Here is an 18623-nt window from a genome sequence, read left to right as displayed (position 1 = left end):
CCCCCGCTACTTCTCCTTCCGCTCGCGCAGTTGCAGATGCCGTGCGGCCCGCTGCGACGCGACGATGATCAGCTTCATCGTCGCGCGCGTCGCGCCGACGAACAGCTTGCGCGCGATGCGTTCGTCGAACCCGTCGAAGTCGACCTCGGTGAAGATCACGCACGGCGCGGCCTGCCCCTTGAAGCGGTAGATCGACTCGAACAGCACGTCGCCTTCGCGATATTCCGGGTTGCCGAACAGATCGTATTTGCCGGTAAAACTGCGCAGCCGATGCGGTCCGAGATGATCGAGCGCGCTCATTGCCGAACCCTCGCGGCCGCGGAACGACAGCACCGCGATGTCCTGCTTGCGAAAACCGAGCGATAGCGCGTGCGTGATTGCGCGCTTGGTTGCGTCGATACTGCTTTCGGCGCCCTGCGCTTCGTCGTAGACCGACACCGAAACCTCGGAGCCGTCGAACGGACTGCCCGCCGCGAGCGCCGCGGCGAGCGGCACCGACGCGCCCAGCACGTCGCGCAGATAGTCGAGGATGTCGCGAGGACTGCGGTAATTGGTGGTTTCCTTGAGTGTGGTCCAGCCCGGCAACGAGACCGGCTCGCGCATGTACAGATTCTGCAGCGGGTCTTCGAGCCACCACCACGCGCCGCCCGGCCGCAGCAGCCGCTCGAGCGCGGCAACCCACGGCTGCTGGAAATCCTGCCCTTCATCGACGATCAGCACATCGAACCGCCAGCGTGGTTCGATCGGCGTGTCGGCGAATACGGTCTCCAGTTGATCGAACACCTGCGCGGACTGGAAATCGGGCGCGCAGCCCGCGTCGCGCGCGATCCAGTCGCAAAGCTGGTGATAGTTCGCGACCTTGGCCTCCGGCGGCGCGACCCGCGCGATGTGATCGGCGAGCGGCCGGTTGAAGCACACGTACAACGGCCGCTCGCCGCGCGCGACCGCGTCCTTCATCACTTGCACCGCGAGTTGCGTCTTGCCGGAGCCCGCCGTGCCGATCACCCGCAAACGGAACGGCACGAATTCGAGCCGGCGCGCCCATGTCGCGAGTCCGCCCGCGAGGCGCGTGACGAGCGTGCCCGCCTGCCCCACGAGCGCGCTCGTGTCGGGCGTCAACGCGAGTTCGTCGGCGAGAAAGTGGTGAATTTTCGACGCGCACGGCAGGCGCGGTTCATCGGCCGGCAGCGCTTCGCGGATGATCGCCGCGAGCCGCTCGCGCCGCGTCGCGTCGACGATGCGCGCCGGATTCACGCCGGCGATCGCCGCATCCTTGACGATGTGGTCGGGGCAGTACAGCAGTTCCTCGATGAAATACGTGCCCGCGCCGAACGCCGCGGTAAATCGCCGGTGCAGACTCTCGATCGTATGCGCGAGCGCGATCGCGACGTTGCGCTCCGTCTGCAGATACACCTTGACGAGCCCTTTCGGCGTTTCTCGCAGAAAGCCGGTCTTCTGCTCGATGATCATCAGGCGGCCGGCGGGACTCACGATCACGAAATCGGCCTCACCGAACACGGAGAAGTTCTGGTTCAGGCGCGTCCAATGCACGCCGTGATACACGGTGTAGTCGGCGGGCAGGGCCTTTTCGAGTAGCGCGAGTGTTTCACGTTCGCGCGCCGCCGCGCCGGTCGCTTCGAGGCTCTTCCAGTCGTCGGGAACAATGCGGGCCATGCGGTGCCTTAGTGGTTTGGATGCGCGAGTCCGCTCGCTTCGGCTCGGTGCGCAATTCGGGGTGCGGTCATTGTACGCAACGCGGTCGCGGCCTGGCGCGGTGGAGCGCCGACTCGCGCGGACGGTGCCTTTCGTACGTCGCGCAAAGCTACGCGCTTCGTGTATCGTTACTGGCTGAACGCCGCGCGCGAGGTGCGGCTTGCCAACCGTAACAAAAAAGGATTTACCGGATGATTACGATCTGGGGACGCACCAATTCGGTCAACGTCCAGAAAGTTTTGTGGTGCTGCGACGAACTCGTGCTGCCATTCGACCGCATCGACGCGGGGCTCCAATTCGGCCGCAACAACGAACCCGACTATCTCGCGATGAACCCGACCGGCAAGATCCCGACGCTGGTCGACGACGACTTCGTGCTGTGGGAATCCAACTCGATTCTGCGCTACCTGGCGATGCAATACGGCGAATCGAGCCTGCTGTATCCGGCCGAGCCGAAACTGCGTGCGAGCATCGACCGCTGGCTGGACTGGTCGCTATCGACGCTGCAAGCCGCGGAACGTCCCGTGTTCTGGACGCTCGTGCGCACGCCGCAGGCCGAGCGTGACGCCGCGAAACTCGCTGCCGACGTAACAGCGGTCACCGTGCTGTGGCGCCTGCTCGACACGCATCTGCAAGGCCGCTTCTTTCTGGAAGCCGACAAGTTCACGCTCGCCGATATCGTGATCGGCGCGTACGCGAAGCGCTGGTTCGGCCTCGACGGTTTGCAGCGGCCGCCGCTGCCGAATCTGGAGCGCTGGTATTCACGTCTCGCGACGCGCTCCGGATTCAAGAAATATGTGGATTTTCCGTTGACCTGAGCATGGCGCGAGTCGGCGGAAACGGTTCAGGTATTCGCGCGACCCGCAAACTCTTCAACCTTGCTCGCGGGGCCCGACACGATCAGCAGATCCCCCGGCACAACAACCGTGTCAGGCCCCGCGTGCTGGAACTCTTCGTCAGCGCGCCTGACGGCCACGACCATGACACCGAACGCCTCCAGAACGCCGCAATCTGCGAGCGGACGGTTGTGTGTCGGCGCCGGGGCATGAATCGTGGCGACGGCAAATCCTTCGCCGAATTCAATGTAGTCCACGATTCGGCCTGTGATCAGGTGAGCGATCCGTTCACCCATTTCCGCTTCCGGATAAACCACGTGATGCGCGCCGATGCGCTGGGCAATCTGGCCGTGTTCCGTGGTCACCGCCTTCAGCCAGATGTCCTTGATCTGAAGTTCCGTTAGGGCCATCACGGTCATCAGGCTCGCCGAAAGGTCGCTTCCAATGCCCACGATCGCATGAGGGAAGTCGGCAACGCCCAATTGACGCAGGGTATTCACGTTGGTCGAATCGGCCCGGACGGCATGCGTCAGCCGGTCCGCCCATAGCTGCACCTGCTGCTCGTCCCGGTCGATTCCCATCACGTCATGGCCAAGCCGAAGCAGCGACTGGGCCACGGCACAGCCAAACCGCCCCAAACCGATGACGACCACACTGTCGCCTTTCGAAAAAGAGAGCGAGATCCTGAACAGGTCAGCCAACAATTGGATGCTCCTCGGGGTAGCTATATTGCGCACGCCGCTCAACCAGCATTAATGACGTCGCAAAGGTAATGGTTCCAACCCGGCCGACGTACATCAGCGCGATGATCACGAACTGGGCCGGCGCAGGCAAATCACCCGTGATACCCGTTGACAGACCGACCGTACCGAACGCCGAAATAACTTCGAAGATGACCTGATCGGTAGGGAAATCGGTGATGTGCAAAATGATGAGTGTGCCGACCGTGATCATCACGGCACCCAGCGCCACCACGGTAATCGCTTGCCGCTGCGCCGACGCGCTGACACGGCGCCCAAACGCTTCGATATCGCCACGCCCGCGAATCTCTGCGATCACCAGCAAGGCCAGAATGGCGATGGTGCCGATCTTGACACCTCCTGCCGTTCCCGCGCTGCCCCCGCCAACGAACATCAGGAAGAAATGCAGGGCCCAGCTGTCATGACGCATTGCGCCAATGTCGAGCGAGTTGAAACCCGCCGTGCGCGCGGATACCGAGGCGAAAGCTGCCGAAAGGAGCTTCTCTCCGAACGGCATCGGACCCAGGGTTTTCGGATTGGTCCATTCGAACAGCAGCAACGCAAGAAATCCACCGAGCAGCAGCGCCCCCGTGACCACTAAAGTGAGCCTGGTGTGCAATGAAAGCCGACGGGCACCCCGAAGTTTTTCCCGCAGATCGTACAGAACCGGAAACCCGATTCCGCCGACGACAATCGCGATCATCACCGGTACCAGCATCGATGCGTCGGCGGCATAGCGCATCAGACTGTCCGAGTGAATTGAAAAGCCCGCGTTGTTGAACGCGGAGACCGCGTGGAACCATCCACTCCACGCGGCCTCGCCCCATTGGAAGCTGTACCCGAGATGAAGCCTGACCGTCAGCCAGAGTGCCGTGGTCAGTTCAGTGACGAGCGTCACGACGACCACCAGGCGCGCCACGCTGCCGATGTCCCCCAGACGGAGCGTGTGCGTTTCGACCTGGGTGATCAGCTTCGCTCGCAGCGGCAAGGACCGGTTGACCATGAGTCCCAGCAAGGTGGCTGCGGTCATCATGCCGAAACCGCCAATCTGAAACAGCCCCAGGATGACCCACTGTCCAAAGCTTGACCAGTAAGTGCCCGTATCGACAACGACGAGTCCAGTCACGCAGACTGCGGAGGTAGCGGTAAAAAAAGCGCTCAGCCACGGTGCTGCCACACCTTTGGCCTGCGACACGGGCAACCTCAAAAGGAGCGTCCCTGCGGCAATCGCAAAGAGAAAGGCTAAGGCTACTGCCCGGGATGGGTGCAGCAGTTGTCTCATGGATACCCCGTCAAACACATTCAGAGACTGACTGACAAAGAATAGGCATTTTTTGCCAGTAAGGCCCCCATTTTTGTTTGTTGTCAGTTGTAAGCCAACTCTGGGGAATGCCGTCGGCCCTGCGGAGCAAACCTGTTCGGGACGCTTTCCCGATGCCCGGGAATCCGATTCTCTCCACGCTTCGACCGGCGCGGCACTTGCATCCCCGCCTGCCTCTATAATCGACGCATGAAAACCGCCAAGTCCGCCGCGACCGGCCATCCGGTCACTCCCACACCTGCCGCCCCCACGGCCGATGCACACGATCATCATGCGCATCACGACGCGCATGAGCCGTCGCTCGCACACGGCTCGTCGCAGGAAGCGGCACTCGCGCTCGCCGAGGACTACTGCCGCGAACGCGGCGAAAAACTCACGCCGATCCGGCGCAAAGTGCTCGAACTGCTGCTGAACTCCGGACGCGCGACCAAGGCCTATTCGCTGCTCGACGAAATGCGCCAGATCCACCCCGGCTCGGCGCCTCCGACCGTCTATCGCGCGTTGGATTTTTTACTGTCGGCGGGGCTCGTGCATCGGATCGAATCGATCAATGCATTTACTGTCTGCCATGATCTGACGCAATGCCAGCACGGCATTCTCGTCGTCTGCCAGCAATGTGGCAGCGTCACCGAGTTGTATCAACCGAAGCTGCGCCAGGCCCTCGTCGCGCAGATCGAGGACGCGGGCTATCGGCTCGCGAGCGATGAAATCGAGTTGAAGGGATTGTGTGCGGCCTGTCAGGCGGCCCAGGCGGCCAGCGCGGCCGCGCCAGTAGCCGCGGCGAAATAGCGGCGCGCCACGTGTTGGCTGCGCAACGCCGTGAGACGCGCCGCGAAGCGTCGATGACCGCGCGCTGCTTTGAGAAACCACGTCCCCCGCCGCGCGCCGGCCTGCTCTATCGACAAACCCACTCCCACGAAAGCTGCTGCGAAGCGCCGATCATCCCGCCGCGCGGGCGTCGATCGCGTCGTGCAGCAGCGTCACGAGCGCTTCGGGTAACGCGGGTTTGGTCATGAAATGCTGGAAGCCTTCGCCGATGCTGCGCAGGCGGTACGCGTCGTCGGTATGGCCGGTGAGGGCCACCGCCACCGAGGGGGAATGACCGCCGCAAATCTCGTGATCACGCAGCCGCTGGATCAGATAGAAGCCGTCCATGGCCGGCAAGTCGAGGTCGCAGACGACCGCGTCGGGAAGCAACCGCATCGCCGCCACGACGCCCTCTTCCGCATCCGCGACCGCGCAAACCTTCGCGCCTTCCGCCTCGAGTAACAAGGTCAACGATTCCCGGCTGTCCGGGTCGTCCTCCACCAGCACGATCGTGGCCTGATCGAGCCTCATTGCTGCGTTCATCGTATGTTGTTGCTCTGAAAAACCGGTTAGGCCGTCCGAGGTAGCCAAGGTTTCACTTCGTGTTTCATTTTGCTGATTGCCGCCGATTTGCGCGGCCAGGGTGTTGCTGTCCATGGTTCCGACTCGATTTCGCACGCCGAGTTGCAGACAGGTCCGCGATGGTAAGACATTGCTCCGCACCTTCCGAGTACAACGCGTGCGCACGGTAACGCGCGAAAATTGCACGCCGATGAAAAAACGGCGTTCGACGCACACCGCGATTTATCTGCTGACTGTCAGCAGTTTTCCGCGGCTCGCCGATCGCCGGCACCCGATGTTCCGGCGCGGTTCATACGAACCCCGTTCGCACGGCCTTCTCCGCCCGGTATCGATTCTGTCCTTCATATTGTTTGCGCGACGCGGCGCTGTGGTTTGTTTTGCGTCGTTCGCATCCGCTGATTCTGTAAGCATGTCGCGTGCCTCGTTGCAGCGGTTCGCTTGCCGCGAACAACGGCTGCGCGGTGCTTGCTACTGACCGGCGATGTATTGGCGCTGGCCCGCTAATGGTTGGCGCCGCGGCGCTATCATCGTGGGCGCGCATCTGCGGCATGCTTCGCTTCGTGACCACCCGCACGCGCCTATCGATGTCCCCGCATCCCGACCCGAGACCAGCCGACACCATGTCCGCCACATCACCCGCGCTTTGCGCCGCGACGCTCGACATCCTTCGTCACGTCAGCACCGCCACGCTAACCACGCAGCTATTCAAGCGCGGTCTGCGCAACACCTTCATGCAGGGCGTCGCGCCGCTCGGTCCGCAACGCGGCGCGAATCTGGTCGGGCCGGCGTTCACGCTGCGCAATATCCCGTCGCGCGAAGACATCGACGTGCTGGAGCTGTTCGCGGACCCCGAGTACGCGCAGCGCAAATGCGTCGAGACCATACCGCCGGGCCATGTGCTCGTGCAGGATTGCCGCGGCGAGCGCGGCAGCGCGTCGTTCGGTTCGATTCTGTCGCTGCGTTTGCAGGTGCGTGGCGTTGCCGGCATGGTGTCAGACGGCCCGGTGCGCGACAGCGCGACGATCGCCGCGCTCGACATGCCGGTGTTCTGCTCGGGCGCGAGCGCGCCGCCCAATCTGATCCGCCATCACGCGGTCGATATCAACGTGCCGATCGGCTGCGGTGGAGTCGCGGTGTTTCCGGGCGACGTGATCGTCGGCGATGGGGATGGAGTCGTCGTGATTCCGCTGAAGATGGCCGACGACGTCGCGCAAGCCGCGGCCGAGCAGGAGCAACTCGAAGCGTTTCTAACCGAAAGGATTCGTGCCGGCGCCGTGCTGCCCGGCACCTATCCGCCGAACGACGAGACGAAGACCGCGTTCGACGAGTGGAAGAAAAAATCCAAAACCCAAGGGCCTTTTTAAAGGACCCGACGACCGGCGCGCCACACCGGCCGCCAGTTCAATCGCCGTTGCGGGGCCCAATGCCTTGCACCAGCAACGCCACCGCATGCCGTGCGATCTCCGCGCCGCCGATATTGCGGCGCAACGGATCGTTGCGCCACAGCTTCGAGGTGGCAAGCGGCAGAATCGTCATGCCGAGCAGCGTGACGAACACGAGCGCAGGCTCGATCGATGCATTCAGGCGCCCCTCCTTCTGCCAGCGCGCGATCGCCAGCAGCGACGCATTCTGATGCGCGAAACCGAAACGCTCATGCATGCGCTGGCGCAGCAGCCCGCCGTCGCTTATCACTTCGCGCACCCACAGCGACGCGAACCACGGGTTATCGCTCGCGATCTGCACGAGCCGCTCGGTGAGCTGCGTGATTGCCGCGACCGGATCGTCGGGATTCTCCTGAAACGGCAAGCCGAGGCTCGCGCGCAGCGGCGCGAAACACTCGTCGATCAACACGTCGAGCAATTGATCGCGCGTCTTGAAGTAGTAGTGCACCATCGCGGGCGTGAAACCGGCCTCGCGGGCGATCTCACCCAGCGACGTCTCGACGATGCCCTGCCTCGCGAACAGCGTGAGCGCAGCCCCGAGCAAACGCGCGCGCTGTTCGGGGCCGCGCGCCGCTCCCGTCGGCCGGCCAGGGCGACGACCGGCCGACACAGCCGGCGCGGCGCTTGCGACTTTCATGGTTTGAGCAACCGTTCGCGTTGCCTTGGGCTTGGGCTTGGGCTTGGGCTTGGGCTTGGGCTTGGGCTTGGGCTTCGACTCGCCGTGCTCTTTCGCGGCCTTCCGCGCGGGCGGTCCCGCATCGGTGACGGCGTTGTCCGTCGCGGCGTGGTCAGGGGAGATCCTTGTCATTGCATTGAATTTGACGTGGGAGGCGATGTCGCATATATTAATCTCTCCGTTAATTAATTTCAACGCGTTGCAGCCATGGAACAACCCGCCACGAACCCGTCCGCCGACTCCGCGCAGCCGGACCCGCGCCCGGCGTCGCCCAGCGCCGACCATCCGCCGATCCGGCTGCTGTTTCCGGCGCTGCTGCTGGTCATGCTGCTCGCCGCGCTCGACCAGACGATCGTCTCGACCGCGCTGCCCACTATCGTCGGTGAACTCGGCGGACTCAATAACCTGTCGTGGGTCGTGACCGCCTACCTGCTCTGCTCGACGATCGTCGTGCCGCTGTACGGCAAGTTCGGCGACCTGTTCGGCCGCAAGATCGTGTTGCAGACCGCAATCGTCATATTTCTCGTCGGCTCGGCGCTGTGTGGCATTGCGCAGAACATGAGTCAACTGATCATGCTGCGCGCGCTGCAAGGCCTCGGAGGCGGTGGCCTGCTCGTCGTGACGATGGCGGCGATCGCCGACGTGATTCCGCCCGCTGAACGTGGCCGCTACCAGGGCGTGTTCGGCGGCATCTTCGGTCTCGCCACCGTCATCGGTCCGCTGCTCGGCGGCTTTCTGGTCGAGCAATTGACGTGGCGCTGGATCTTCTACATCAACCTGCCGCTCGGCATCGTGTCGCTGATCGTAATCGGCGCGGTGTTCAAGCCGCACGTGCGCCACGTGAAACATACGATCGACTACATGGGCGCCGCGTTTCTCGCCGGCGCGCTGACCTGCGTCATCCTGTTCACGAGCCAGGGCGGCACCATCCTGCCGTGGTCGTCGCCGCAACTGTGGTTCACGCTCGGCATGGGCCTCGTATCGATCTGGGGCTTCATTCACGAAGAACGCAGTGCGGTTGAACCGATCATGCCGCTCGGCCTGTTCAAACAGCGTACCTTTCTGATCAGCAGCCTCGTGAGCTTCATCATCGGTGTGTCGCTGTTCGGTTCCGTGACGTTCATTCCGCTCTATCTGCAGGTCGTGAAGGGCTCCACGCCGTCGCAAGCCGGCATGCAGATGCTGCCGATGATGGGTGGCCTGTTCATCCTGTCGATGGTGACAGGTCGTGTGATCAGCAAGATCGGCAAGTACCGGCTGTTTCCGATCATGGGCACGTTCCTCGTGTCCGTGGCGATGCTGCTGCTCGCGCGCCTGCAGATCGACACGCCGATTCATGTGATGTATCTGTACATGGGCCTGCTCGGCTGCGGCCTCGGCATGGTGATGCAGGTGCTGGTCCTCGCGGTCCAGAACAGCGTCGAGTTCAAGCACATGGGGGTGGCCACATCGGGCGTCACGCTGTTTCGCTCGATCGGCGGCTCGATCGGCGTGGCCAGTTTCGGCGCGGTGTTCTCGAACGGCCTTGCCGGACGCCTCGAAAAGCTGATCCCGCCCGACACCGAACTTCCGCACGCGTTGGGTCCGGCCGCGATTCATCAGCTACCCGAAGCATTGCGCAACGACTATCTGCATGCGTTCGCGGGCGCGTTGCATACCGTGTATCTGTCGGCCGCATGCGTCGTGGTGCTCGCCTTCGTGCTCGCGTGGCTGCTGAAGGATCATCCATTGCGCAAGCACTGAGCGTTCTTCGACGCCTGATCCGGATGCTGATGCAAACGCTTACCGGCAAGCGCCAATAGCAGAATGATGACGAGGCCGGGCGCACGACGCGCCGGCCTCGTTGTTTTTTTGTCGCGCTCACTTCGCGCAGCGCAATGCTTCCGGTTGCCTTCATTTGTCGCGAAACAACAGCTACATACACTCGTTTCGAGCGCATGCCCAAGGTTTCTTCATACCTCCGAATGAGCGGTAGCGCACACAATCCAGGGGCCAACCGCGTTGACGTCCCCCGTGAAACACCACATATTGGAACCAGTGGAAACGCAGGCGCTGCCTACGTCTTCGCGACTTCCGGCGCATGTGGATCGTGGTTCCGCGGACAAGGCTCCAGCCTCAACACGATCCGGAGCATGCCATCACGGCATCGTTTTCCAAAGGTGGGTCCACGGCATGTCCACCCAGACCGCAACCGGCCAGACGTTTCCTACACCCTGCAAACGCTGCGGTGGCGCACTGTACCGACAAGTCGACGCCTGCCCTTACTGCGGCGCCGCGCATCCGTTCGATCAGGACGATCCGCACATCCGCACCGGTATTCCAGGCAGCCGCGCGAGCGCCACGCACAAGCCCCTACCCCGCTTCGACGACGGACCCGGCACACGCGATGAAACCGCGATCGCCGCTGCCGCGATTGCGTCCGAACCGTTGTTGCCGAACCAGCCGGCCATGCACACGGCGCTCGTGGCGACCGACACCACTATCCCGCCTTATGAAGATCCGATGTATGCGCCGCACAGCACTGCGCAGACGATCTGGCGCGTGTTGTACGTGATCGGCGCGATTGTCGCGATCGGCCTGGCGTATGTCGCTTACACGCTATTCAGTGACGGTGGCGATTCGGAAGATAAAGGCGTGGAGCAGGTTACTCAAGGCACCAGAGCAACGACCGGCATGATCGCACCGCTTGCGTCCGCGCCGGTAATCGCTCCAGCGCAGACCGCGCATGCGCAGGCCGCAGCCAGGCCGACGACACCGCCCGTGACCGAAATGGCGGCCAAGCCCACGCCTGTCGTGCCCGCTGTTCCCGTCATTCCCGCGACACCGGCCGCGCCGCCGATGGCCGCGACACCGGTGCGACCCGCGGCGCAATTCCACGACGCCGGACAGGCCTTGCAGGTCGCGCGGACCGCGTTCCGCACGAACGATCTGTCCGCCGCGCAAGCCGCTCTCGCGGCCGCGCAAACGTTACAACCCGGCAACAGCGACGCGCAGGGTCTGGCCGACCAGATGCGACCGCTCGTCCAGCGTCGCGATACTGCGCTGCAGGCCGCGCAAGCCTGCGTCGCGCAGCAGACGTGGCCGTGCGCGCGTCAGCACGCGAACGAGGCGCTCGCGATCGACAGCGGCAACGACGCGGCGAAGGTGATCCTCGAACGCGTGATTCGCGAGACCGGCTGGGCGCCGCTGACTCCGCCGCATGCGGCGACGACGGACGCTGCGCCAGGCGCGCCGCTCGCGCAGGCGCTACCGTCACCATCGCTGTACGCCGGCGCGCAAGCGCAAGCGAACGGCGAGCCTGTCGCAGCCGCAACGAACGCCGACGTCGTGAGGACCGCGACGCCGCGGAGCAACTAGCGTTCACGCGCGACGCCGACCGTTCGAGTAGCGCCACGCAGACGCGAACGACTGGGCCGTCGCGCAAAGAATATTGATTCGCATACCGGATCAAAACGCTGCCGTCTGTGCCGAGTCGCACATTATCGTGCGTCCTCTGAGCGGAAACAGACGGAGCGACCCTCGCGGCAGCTTGAACATGACATCGCAGCCGGATCACTGGTGCTTCCACGCGCCACGCGTGAAGCGGGATCAAACTGACCGATAGGTAGAAAGATCATGCTGAAGAGTCTTTTCGCGGGCTGGCTGGGGCTGGTGTTACTGGTCGTCTGTGCGCTGGCCGGCGCCGAACCGGCGCACTACAAGATCGTCACCGGGCCGGAGCGCGGCACGTATATCCAGATCGGCAACGATCTGTCGAAATGGGTGGCCCAGCCGATCGGCATCGACCTCGAAGTCGTGGCGTCGAAAGGCTCGGCCGAAAACGTGCAGCGCATGCGTTTCGAGCCCGGTGTAAAGCTCGCGCTCGTGCAGTCCGACGTGTACCAGGCGTTCATCGACATGGCCAACTCCGGCAACCCCGATGCGGGCACGACGATCCGGCCGCTGCGGCTGATCATGCCGCTCTACGACGAGGAGATCAACGTCGTCGTGCGTGCGGATTCGCCGCTGAAAACGCTCGCCGACATCAAGGGCAAGACCATCAGCGTCGGCCTGCTAGGCAGTGGCACGGCGCAGTCGGCGACGACGCTCTATCGCCTGATGTTCGGTCAGCCGATTCCCGAGCAGAACGTCGTGCATCTGAGCAATGAGGACGCGCTCGCCGCGCTGATCGTGAAGAAGATCGATGTCGCGATCATCGTGGTCGGACAGCCGGCAAAGCTGTTCAACGACATGAAACCCGACCTGCTGTCACAGTTGCGTCTGTTGCCCGTCGATCCCAACGCGCCGGAGACGAACCGCGCGAAGCAGACCTACTTTCCGACTACGATCCACCAAAGCAGCTACCCAGGCTGGTTGAAGGAAGACGTGCCGGGTCTGACCGTCAAAGCGTTTCTGGTCACCTACGATTACGGCTTGCGCGACACAGTCAGCAATCTGAATCATTTCGCCGACTCGTTGTGCGCGAACTTCGACAATCTGCAGGAGCATGGCCATCCGAAATGGAAACAGGTGAAGCTGGAATTGCCGACGCTCGTGCACGGCTGGAAGTACTACGGTCCGGTCGAGAAGCATCTGCGCGCGTGTCTCGCGCACCGCAGCGCGGCAATGAGCGCAGCGGCCGCGCAACCCGCGCCGAAACCACACACGCCTTGCTCGGAAGAAGAGCGGATGCTGTTGCTATGCAAGTAACGCGGTAGCCAGGACCGCGAACGCAAGGTTCAATGCAGTTCGTCTCAGACGCGCTCGCGCGCTGCGTCGGCCGATACGGCGCACGCTTCCATCGCCCGTTGCAATGCCTCATACACCTTCGGGCGATTGCATTGCGATACGTTGAAACGCAGAAAGGCCGCCGCCGCATGCGACGCGCTGAACACGTTGCCCGGCGCGAACACGACGCCCGCCGTTAGCGCATGACGCGCGATGTCGGCGGCATCGAGCTCCCCGGGCAAGCGCGCCCATACGAACAGGCCCGCGCGCGGCCGTGTCCAGATAGCGAGGCCCGCATAGCCGAGACGCCTGACGGTCTCCCCCATCGCATCGGCGAGCTTCGCACGCATCGTCTCGAGATGACGCCGATACGTGCCGTCGACCAGCATCCGATGCACGACGCTCGCCGCGAGCTGACCATTGCCGAACGAGGTCGCGAGCTTCAGATCGATCAACGGTTCGATCCATTCGGCGCGCGTCGCGATATAGCCGCAGCGCACCGCAGCCGACAGCGTCTTCGAAAAGCTGCCGATCGACACGACGCGCGCGAGGCCGTCGAACGCGGCGAGGCGCGGCGCGGCTTCGTCTTCGAAGTCGGCGAAGATGTCGTCTTCGACGATCAGCAGATCGTGCTCGCCGGCGAGTTTCAGCAGCCGGTGGGCGACAGCCGGCGCGAGCGTCGCGCCGGTCGGATTGTGGATCGCCGAGTTCGTCACGTAGAGCCTCGGACGCTGCTCGATCAGCGCGCGCTCGAACGCCGCGAGATCCGGTCCTTGCGGCGTGTACGGCACGCTCGCGATGCGCACGCGATGCGCACGCAGCAACGCCTGAAAATTGAAATAGCACGGATCGTCGATCAGCACCGTGTCGCCGGGTTCGAGCAGGAAGCGGCACACGAGATCGAGCGCATGGGTGCCGCCGTCGGTCAGCACGATCTGCTCGGGCGGCGCATCGACGCCGTGCGCGCAGAGCCGCCACGCGAGTTGCTGACGCAGCGCGGGCAAGCCGGCCGGGCTCGCGTAATCGGCCAGCAGCGACTGCGGATCGCGCGCGACGGCGCGTAGCGCGCGGCGCACGCCATCTTCCGGCAGCCACGAAGCCGGCATCCAGCCGCAGCCGGGTTTCAGCGCTTTCGAGCCGGTCTCCAGCGACTGCCGCGTGAGCCACAGCGGATCGACCTCGCGATCGAGTCGCGGCCCGAGATCGGCGAGCGCGAGCGGCGGCGCATGGCCCGACACGAAGAAGCCGGAGCCGCGCCTCGCGACGATCACCCCTTCGGCGACCAGCCGGTCGTATGCTTCCACCACGGTCGACTTCGACACGCCGAGCGTATCGGTCATCGCGCGAATCGACGCCACGCGCGCGCCCGGCATCAGCGAGCGGCTCGCGATGCGCTCGCGCAGATTGTCCATCACGAGGCCCACGCGCGTGCCCGGCACCGTCTCGCTGCTCCCGTTTTCTGTCATCTGTACTGCTCCATGTTCGGTACAGTTTGTGCAAACTGTACTGATCTGTAGCTTACCGTTTACGGCCATGGCGCGCATCATGAGACTCTTTTCAGCGCACGGATGTATGCAATGGACAAGACAACCAACGGCTGGCTCAGCGGTTTCGCGGGCGTGCTGATTTTCAGCGGCTCGCTGCCGGCCACGCGGCTTGCCGTGCAGGGCCTCGATCCGGTGTTCCTGACGGTGGCGCGCGCGACGATCGCGGGCAGCCTCGGTCTGCTGCTGTTGCTGGTGTTCCGCGAGACGCGCCCCGAGCGACGGGATCTGCTGCCGCTGGTGGTGGTCGCGCTCGGCGTCGTGGTCGGCTTTCCGTTGCTGACCGCGCTCGCGCTGCGTCATGTGAGCGCCGCGCATGCGATCGTGTTCATCGGCCTGCTGCCGCTCGCCACCGCGATCTTCGGCGTGTTGCGCGGCGGCGAGCGGCCGCAACCGGCGTTCTGGCTGTTCTCGGCGCTCGGCAGCGCGGCGGTGGCAGCGTTCGCGCTGCGGCACGGCATCGACGCATCGCCGCTCGGCGACGCGCTGATGCTCGCCGCGATCGTCCTCTGTGGGCTGGGCTACGCGGAAGGTGCGCGGCTGTCGCGTCACCTCGGCGGCTGGCAGGTGATTTCGTGGGCGCTCGTGCTGTCGCTGCCGCTGATGGTGCCGCTCGCATGGTGGACGCGGCCCGCGTCGTTCGACGGCGTCGGCGCGGCCGCGCTGTGGGGGCTCGCGTATGTGTCGTTGTTCAGCATGCTGATCGGCTTCGTGTTCTGGTATCGCGGGCTCGCGCTCGGCGGGATCGCGGCGGTCGGCCAACTGCAGCTGCTGCAGCCGTTTTTCGGGCTGCTGCTCGCCGGCGTGTTGCTGCACGAGCAGGTACCGCCGTCGATGATTATCGTCACGGTGATCGTGGTCGCCTGCGTGGCGGGCGCACGGCATTTCTCGCGCGCGGCGCCGACGCGGCGGGCGGTCTGACGCGGCTCGACCGTCGCACGGCAACCACCTTTTTTCAGGATCGAATCTCGCGAGCCGTGGATCGATATGTCATCATTTCGCAGATTGGCTCAACCAGCGCCCCGCACCGCGACTGACGATGACGACCGCCTTTGCCCAAACCGTCGAAGCCCGTTTTGCCGAACTCACGCCGACCTCGAAACGTGTCGCCAGCTACATGCTCGCGAATCTCGACCGGCTCGGCCTCGAAACCGCCGACCAGATCGCGCAGCAAGCCGGCACGAGCGGCATTTCGGTCGGCCGCTTTCTGCGTAGCGTCGGCTATCGCAATCTCGACGATCTGAAACGCGAACTACGCGGCACACAGCAGCGGCCCTGGCTGATCACGGACCGGCTCGACGCGTTCCGCCGCGGCGCGAGCGACGGCGCGCAGACTGGTGAACCTCCTCCGGGCGCCGCGGACGGCTCCTCGCCGCGCGAGGCCGCGCTCGCCCAGTCGCTCGAACTCGAAATCAGCGCGATCCATCACGTGTACGAACTCGCACGCTCGCCGGCGTTTGCGCGCGTCGCCCAGCGCATCGCGAATGCCGATGCGGTCTATATCCTCGGCATCCAATCGACGCGCGGCATCAGCAACGCGTTCTACAGCTACCTCGAATACATCCGTCCGCGCGTGTTCTATTCGGACGGGATGTCGGGCTCCTACGTCGATTCGCTGAACTCGGAATTCAGCGTGCCGTATCTGATCGTCACCGACACGCGCGCCTATTCGACGACCGCGCGACGCTTTTGCCAGGCCGCCTCGCGCCGCGGCCTGCCGTTCGCGCTCGTCACCGATATCTATTGCACGTGGGCGCGCGATTTCGACGGCGACCTACTGCAGGTGAAGACGGACGTCGGTCAGTTCTGGGATTCGCTCGCGCCGCTGACGTGCCTGTTCAATCTGCTGATCTCGGCGGTCGTCGAACGCCTTGGACCGGCTATCGACGAACGCGTGGCGCGCAACCGCGAGTTGCAGAGCGAGTTCGATCAGTTCGATCTTTGACCGGCGCGGTGGGGCGTCGTGCTCGCCACGCGCTCCCGCCAAGGCTACGTGCCCTGCGCCAGAGCCGTAATCTGATCGGCCGACATTGCACAGCGATAGATGCGAAACTCATCGATCGATCCATTGAAATACGGATCGGCGGCGTACTGCGAGCGTCCAATCCAGTTCTGGGCAGTCGGTCCGACGCGCCACGGCGCAAAAACAACATCGTTCGCGCCGCCGATCACAGTGCCGTTCAGATACAACGTAGCCACCGTGCCGGATAGCGTCACGGCAACGTGCGCCCATTGGCCTGTTGGCAGCGCGACGTTGGCGTTGATACCGCGCTCGCCGTGCCCGCCATTGGTGGTGATCGCAAAGCGCATGACGCCGGTGGAGTTCTTCGGCGTGAGGAACAGGTAGCGCCCCGTGCCCGCGCCGAAATCGAAGATGCGGGCCCATGCGTTGCCGCCGTTCCAGAAGACCCAGGCAGCGATGGTGAAGTCCGACAGATCGGCGACGACACTGTTGGGCAGACTGACGTAGCCGCTTGAGCCGTCGAGCGACACTGCGTTACCGACTCGGCCCGCCACATGAGTCGCGCCGCCGACGAGCGCGCCGGCATGACCGTTGCCCGTCGCGTCGGCGGCGCTCGCGCCGCTTGTTTCATCGAACTTCAGATACGTATGCGGTTGCACCACCGTCACGGCGACAGCTTCTGACGAGTCCGCGCTTTCGCCCGACGCCGTCTGCGCGCTTACGACGTAATACCATGTTCCCGCTGACGGACTGTCCGTGTACGTCAACGGATCGCCGATACCGCTCGCAATGGTCGTATACGCTCCGCCTGAACTGGACGCACGCTTCACGCTATAGCTGATGCCGTTAGCAACGCCCCACCATGACAGCATGACCTGTCCCGCGCTCGCGAACGCCGTGAGACCGCTCGGCGCAGCGATGGGTGCGGCCGCATCGCGTGTACACGTAAGCGTGCCGTAGCCCAGTTGATCGTAGCCGCCGCTGGTCGTGCCGTAGTCGCCGCCGCCACCTTCGGGTTGGATCGCCAGCGCGAACCTGGTCGACCATGGAGCCGCAAGCCCTTTGCGATTCACGTAATGATTGTAGACGAGTGCCCAGCAGGGCCGGACCGTGCCCTGCGAGGCGGTCGAAAAGTCTGCTTGCGTCACGTCGACATTCGAATAGGTCGCATACGGCACCGTGAGGTAGGTGCCGTCCGTCTGCACGAGATTCGCCTTCGCCACGTATTCCGCACCGGCGAGAAAGCGGTTGTTGTCATAGCCGTACAGGTCGACACCTTGGTTCCACGCCATCTCGCAGATTGCACCGCCAAGCGCGATGCCAAGCGTGTTATGCCCCTGGTCGCGGCCCGTCTCCTGCCATTGACCCAGATAGCCGGGGTGCAGGTAATAAACCGCTTGTGCTATCGCCCCGTTACCGGCCCCATCGATGAAATAGTTGACCGCCTGATCGAACAACGTGTGGTCGTCGCACAGCACGCCGATCGCCATGATCGACGCCATGTTGCACAAGTCCCAGTTGGCCCAGTAGTGCGTCACGTCAGTGTTGTTGTGCCGGTTGAGAAAGTCGACGTTGATCGGATAGAAGACGTTGAGCATCATCGACTGAAACGCCGCAAAATCGCCTGCCGCCCAGCCCGCATAGCTGCGCATGATTTCGCCGGCGTTCGCGAACTCGTAGCCATAAATACCGGCTGCAAGATCGACGTTGCTATCGCCGCCAAGCCGCTGCAACGTCGAAGACCAGGCATTCATGATCTGCACAGCTTTGTCAGCGTAGGCCGTGTCGCCCGTCACTTTCCAGTACAGCGCGCATGCGTACGCCGCGGCGATGTCGTTGTACAGCACCGGATAGTTTTGCGCGCCGCTTCCCCCGCGATCGACTTCGACCTGAGGGCGCGGCGACCACGACAACCTTGTGTGGCCGTTAGCAATCAGCTTCTGCCAGCCCTCGTACCACGGCGACGCCTGTCCGGCGACCTTCTGCGCCATCCGTTCGAAGTCAGCCTGCGTATGCAACAGTCCGGGATGAACGAATGCGCCGCTTGTGGCGATGTCCGTCGCGCCATTAGCAACACGAGCGAGGGTCACGCTGGATGTCGAGGCCCGACTCGTCGTGCGGGTCATCGTCGTGGCTGCGGGGCTGATCTCGCCGTTGCAGCCCGACAGCGCGAGTGCACCCAGGCTATACAGAAAGGTTCGCCGCGAAATCCCTGTGCTTTGTTCGTTGCTGCTCTTCATATCGTTCCCGTGTTGTGAATGAACTTGCAGGCGAAAGTGCGATGCCAGCCGG

Annotated in this window: 15 protein-coding genes; 8 read left to right on the top strand and 7 right to left on the bottom strand. The window is 63.9% G+C overall.

Going from position 1 to position 18623, the window contains the following annotated elements:
• Positions 1-6: 6 nt before the first annotated feature.
• Positions 7-1674: an ATP-binding domain-containing protein gene (locus F6X42_RS25755; RefSeq protein ID WP_187636890.1), complete on the bottom strand. Its 1668-nt coding sequence runs from the start codon at positions 1672-1674 to the stop codon at positions 7-9.
• Between the two features lie 230 nt (positions 1675-1904).
• On the opposite strand from F6X42_RS25755, the gene F6X42_RS25750 reads away from it, so the two are divergent.
• On the top strand, positions 1905-2531 hold the full coding sequence (locus F6X42_RS25750; RefSeq protein ID WP_187636889.1) for a glutathione S-transferase family protein: 627 nt from the start codon (positions 1905-1907) through the stop codon (positions 2529-2531).
• A gap of 26 nt (positions 2532-2557) precedes the next feature.
• On the opposite strand, the gene F6X42_RS25745 is transcribed toward F6X42_RS25750, so the two are convergent.
• Both F6X42_RS25745 and F6X42_RS25740 read right to left on the bottom strand, forming a co-directional pair.
• Positions 2558-3253: a potassium channel family protein gene (locus tag F6X42_RS25745; RefSeq protein WP_246530216.1), complete on the bottom strand. Its 696-nt coding sequence runs from the start codon at positions 3251-3253 to the stop codon at positions 2558-2560.
• Positions 3243-4571: a TrkH family potassium uptake protein gene (locus tag F6X42_RS25740; RefSeq protein WP_187636888.1), complete on the bottom strand. Its 1329-nt coding sequence runs from the start codon at positions 4569-4571 to the stop codon at positions 3243-3245. The genes F6X42_RS25745 and F6X42_RS25740 overlap by 11 nt, the downstream gene beginning before the upstream one ends.
• A 228-nt stretch (positions 4572-4799) precedes the next feature.
• On the opposite strand from F6X42_RS25740, the gene F6X42_RS25735 reads away from it, so the two are divergent.
• On the top strand, positions 4800-5399 hold the full coding sequence (locus F6X42_RS25735; protein ID WP_187636887.1) for a Fur family transcriptional regulator: 600 nt from the start codon (positions 4800-4802) through the stop codon (positions 5397-5399).
• 150 nt (positions 5400-5549) lie between these two features.
• Here F6X42_RS25735 and F6X42_RS25730 read toward each other — a convergent pair whose 3' ends face one another.
• The gene (locus F6X42_RS25730) at positions 5550-6074 is read right to left on the bottom strand and encodes a response regulator (RefSeq protein WP_187636886.1); all 525 of its coding nucleotides are present in this window, start codon (positions 6072-6074) and stop codon (positions 5550-5552) included.
• Positions 6075-6619: 545 nt separating this feature from the next.
• Here F6X42_RS25730 and F6X42_RS25725 point away from each other — a divergent pair.
• Positions 6620-7363: a ribonuclease activity regulator RraA gene (locus F6X42_RS25725; protein ID WP_187636885.1), complete on the top strand. Its 744-nt coding sequence runs from the start codon at positions 6620-6622 to the stop codon at positions 7361-7363.
• Positions 7364-7400: 37 nt separating this feature from the next.
• Here the strand turns inward: F6X42_RS25725 and F6X42_RS25720 are convergent, their stop codons facing one another.
• Positions 7401-8078 (bottom strand): TetR/AcrR family transcriptional regulator, encoded by a 678-nt coding sequence (locus F6X42_RS25720; RefSeq protein WP_246530215.1) that lies wholly within the window; start codon positions 8076-8078, stop codon positions 7401-7403.
• A gap of 246 nt (positions 8079-8324) precedes the next feature.
• Here F6X42_RS25720 and F6X42_RS25715 point away from each other — a divergent pair, with 246 nt between their 5' ends.
• The 3 genes from F6X42_RS25715 to F6X42_RS25705 all read left to right on the top strand — a co-directional run bounded on the left by F6X42_RS25715 (position 8325) and on the right by F6X42_RS25705 (position 12806).
• The gene (locus F6X42_RS25715; RefSeq protein WP_187636883.1) at positions 8325-9860 is read left to right on the top strand and encodes an MDR family MFS transporter; all 1536 of its coding nucleotides are present in this window, start codon (positions 8325-8327) and stop codon (positions 9858-9860) included.
• Positions 9861-10289: 429 nt separating this feature from the next.
• Complete coding sequence (locus F6X42_RS25710; protein ID WP_187636882.1) at positions 10290-11474, top strand: hypothetical protein; 1185 nt, start codon at positions 10290-10292, stop codon at positions 11472-11474.
• A 258-nt stretch (positions 11475-11732) separates the two neighbouring features.
• Positions 11733-12806 carry a TAXI family TRAP transporter solute-binding subunit gene (locus F6X42_RS25705; protein WP_187636881.1) on the top strand — a complete coding sequence of 358 codons (1074 nt, stop codon included), beginning with the start codon at positions 11733-11735 and terminating at the stop codon, positions 12804-12806.
• Between the two features lie 44 nt (positions 12807-12850).
• On the opposite strand, the gene F6X42_RS25700 is transcribed toward F6X42_RS25705, so the two are convergent.
• Positions 12851-14290 (bottom strand): aminotransferase-like domain-containing protein, encoded by a 1440-nt coding sequence (locus F6X42_RS25700; RefSeq protein ID WP_187636880.1) that lies wholly within the window; start codon positions 14288-14290, stop codon positions 12851-12853.
• A 111-nt stretch (positions 14291-14401) separates the two neighbouring features.
• Here F6X42_RS25700 and F6X42_RS25695 point away from each other — a divergent pair, with 111 nt between their 5' ends.
• Together F6X42_RS25695 and sapR are read left to right on the top strand one after the other, a co-directional pair.
• Positions 14402-15289, top strand: coding sequence for a DMT family transporter (locus F6X42_RS25695; protein WP_187636879.1), 888 nt, complete (start codon positions 14402-14404; stop codon positions 15287-15289).
• A gap of 118 nt (positions 15290-15407) precedes the next feature.
• Positions 15408-16313 (top strand): sap1 transcriptional regulator SapR, encoded by a 906-nt coding sequence (sapR, locus tag F6X42_RS25690; protein WP_187636878.1) that lies wholly within the window; start codon positions 15408-15410, stop codon positions 16311-16313.
• Positions 16314-16357: 44 nt separating this feature from the next.
• Here sapR and F6X42_RS25685 read toward each other — a convergent pair whose 3' ends face one another.
• Positions 16358-18571 carry a LamG-like jellyroll fold domain-containing protein gene (locus F6X42_RS25685; RefSeq protein WP_187636877.1) on the bottom strand — a complete coding sequence of 738 codons (2214 nt, stop codon included), beginning with the start codon at positions 18569-18571 and terminating at the stop codon, positions 16358-16360.
• Positions 18572-18623 lie beyond the last annotated feature (52 nt).

This window comes from Paraburkholderia podalyriae (assembly GCF_014397785.1).
In the GTDB taxonomy this organism is placed as follows: Bacteria; Pseudomonadota; Gammaproteobacteria; order Burkholderiales; family Burkholderiaceae; genus Paraburkholderia; species Paraburkholderia podalyriae.
This window is presented reverse-complemented; position numbering and strand designations above follow the sequence as displayed.

Bases quoted from the DNA above. Each gene is read 5' to 3' on its own strand.
- F6X42_RS25755 (WP_187636890.1), bottom strand. From the start codon at position 1,674: ATGGCCCGCATTGTTCCCGACGACTGGAAGAGCCTCGAAGCGACCGGC.
- F6X42_RS25750 (WP_187636889.1), top strand. From the start codon at position 1,905: ATGATTACGATCTGGGGACGCACCAATTCGGTCAACGTCCAGAAAGTT.
- F6X42_RS25740 (WP_187636888.1), bottom strand. From the start codon at position 4,571: ATGAGACAACTGCTGCACCCATCCCGGGCAGTAGCCTTAGCCTTTCTC.
- F6X42_RS25735 (WP_187636887.1), top strand. From the start codon at position 4,800: ATGAAAACCGCCAAGTCCGCCGCGACCGGCCATCCGGTCACTCCCACA.
- F6X42_RS25730 (WP_187636886.1), bottom strand. From the start codon at position 6,074: ATGGACAGCAACACCCTGGCCGCGCAAATCGGCGGCAATCAGCAAAAT.
- F6X42_RS25725 (WP_187636885.1), top strand. From the start codon at position 6,620: ATGTCCGCCACATCACCCGCGCTTTGCGCCGCGACGCTCGACATCCTT.
- F6X42_RS25720 (WP_246530215.1), bottom strand. From the start codon at position 8,078: ATGAAAGTCGCAAGCGCCGCGCCGGCTGTGTCGGCCGGTCGTCGCCCT.
- F6X42_RS25715 (WP_187636883.1), top strand. From the start codon at position 8,325: ATGGAACAACCCGCCACGAACCCGTCCGCCGACTCCGCGCAGCCGGAC.
- F6X42_RS25710 (WP_187636882.1), top strand. From the start codon at position 10,290: ATGTCCACCCAGACCGCAACCGGCCAGACGTTTCCTACACCCTGCAAA.
- F6X42_RS25705 (WP_187636881.1), top strand. From the start codon at position 11,733: ATGCTGAAGAGTCTTTTCGCGGGCTGGCTGGGGCTGGTGTTACTGGTC.
- F6X42_RS25700 (WP_187636880.1), bottom strand. From the start codon at position 14,290: ATGACAGAAAACGGGAGCAGCGAGACGGTGCCGGGCACGCGCGTGGGC.
- F6X42_RS25695 (WP_187636879.1), top strand. From the start codon at position 14,402: ATGGACAAGACAACCAACGGCTGGCTCAGCGGTTTCGCGGGCGTGCTG.
- sapR (WP_187636878.1), top strand. From the start codon at position 15,408: ATGACGACCGCCTTTGCCCAAACCGTCGAAGCCCGTTTTGCCGAACTC.
- F6X42_RS25685 (WP_187636877.1), bottom strand. From the start codon at position 18,571: ATGAAGAGCAGCAACGAACAAAGCACAGGGATTTCGCGGCGAACCTTT.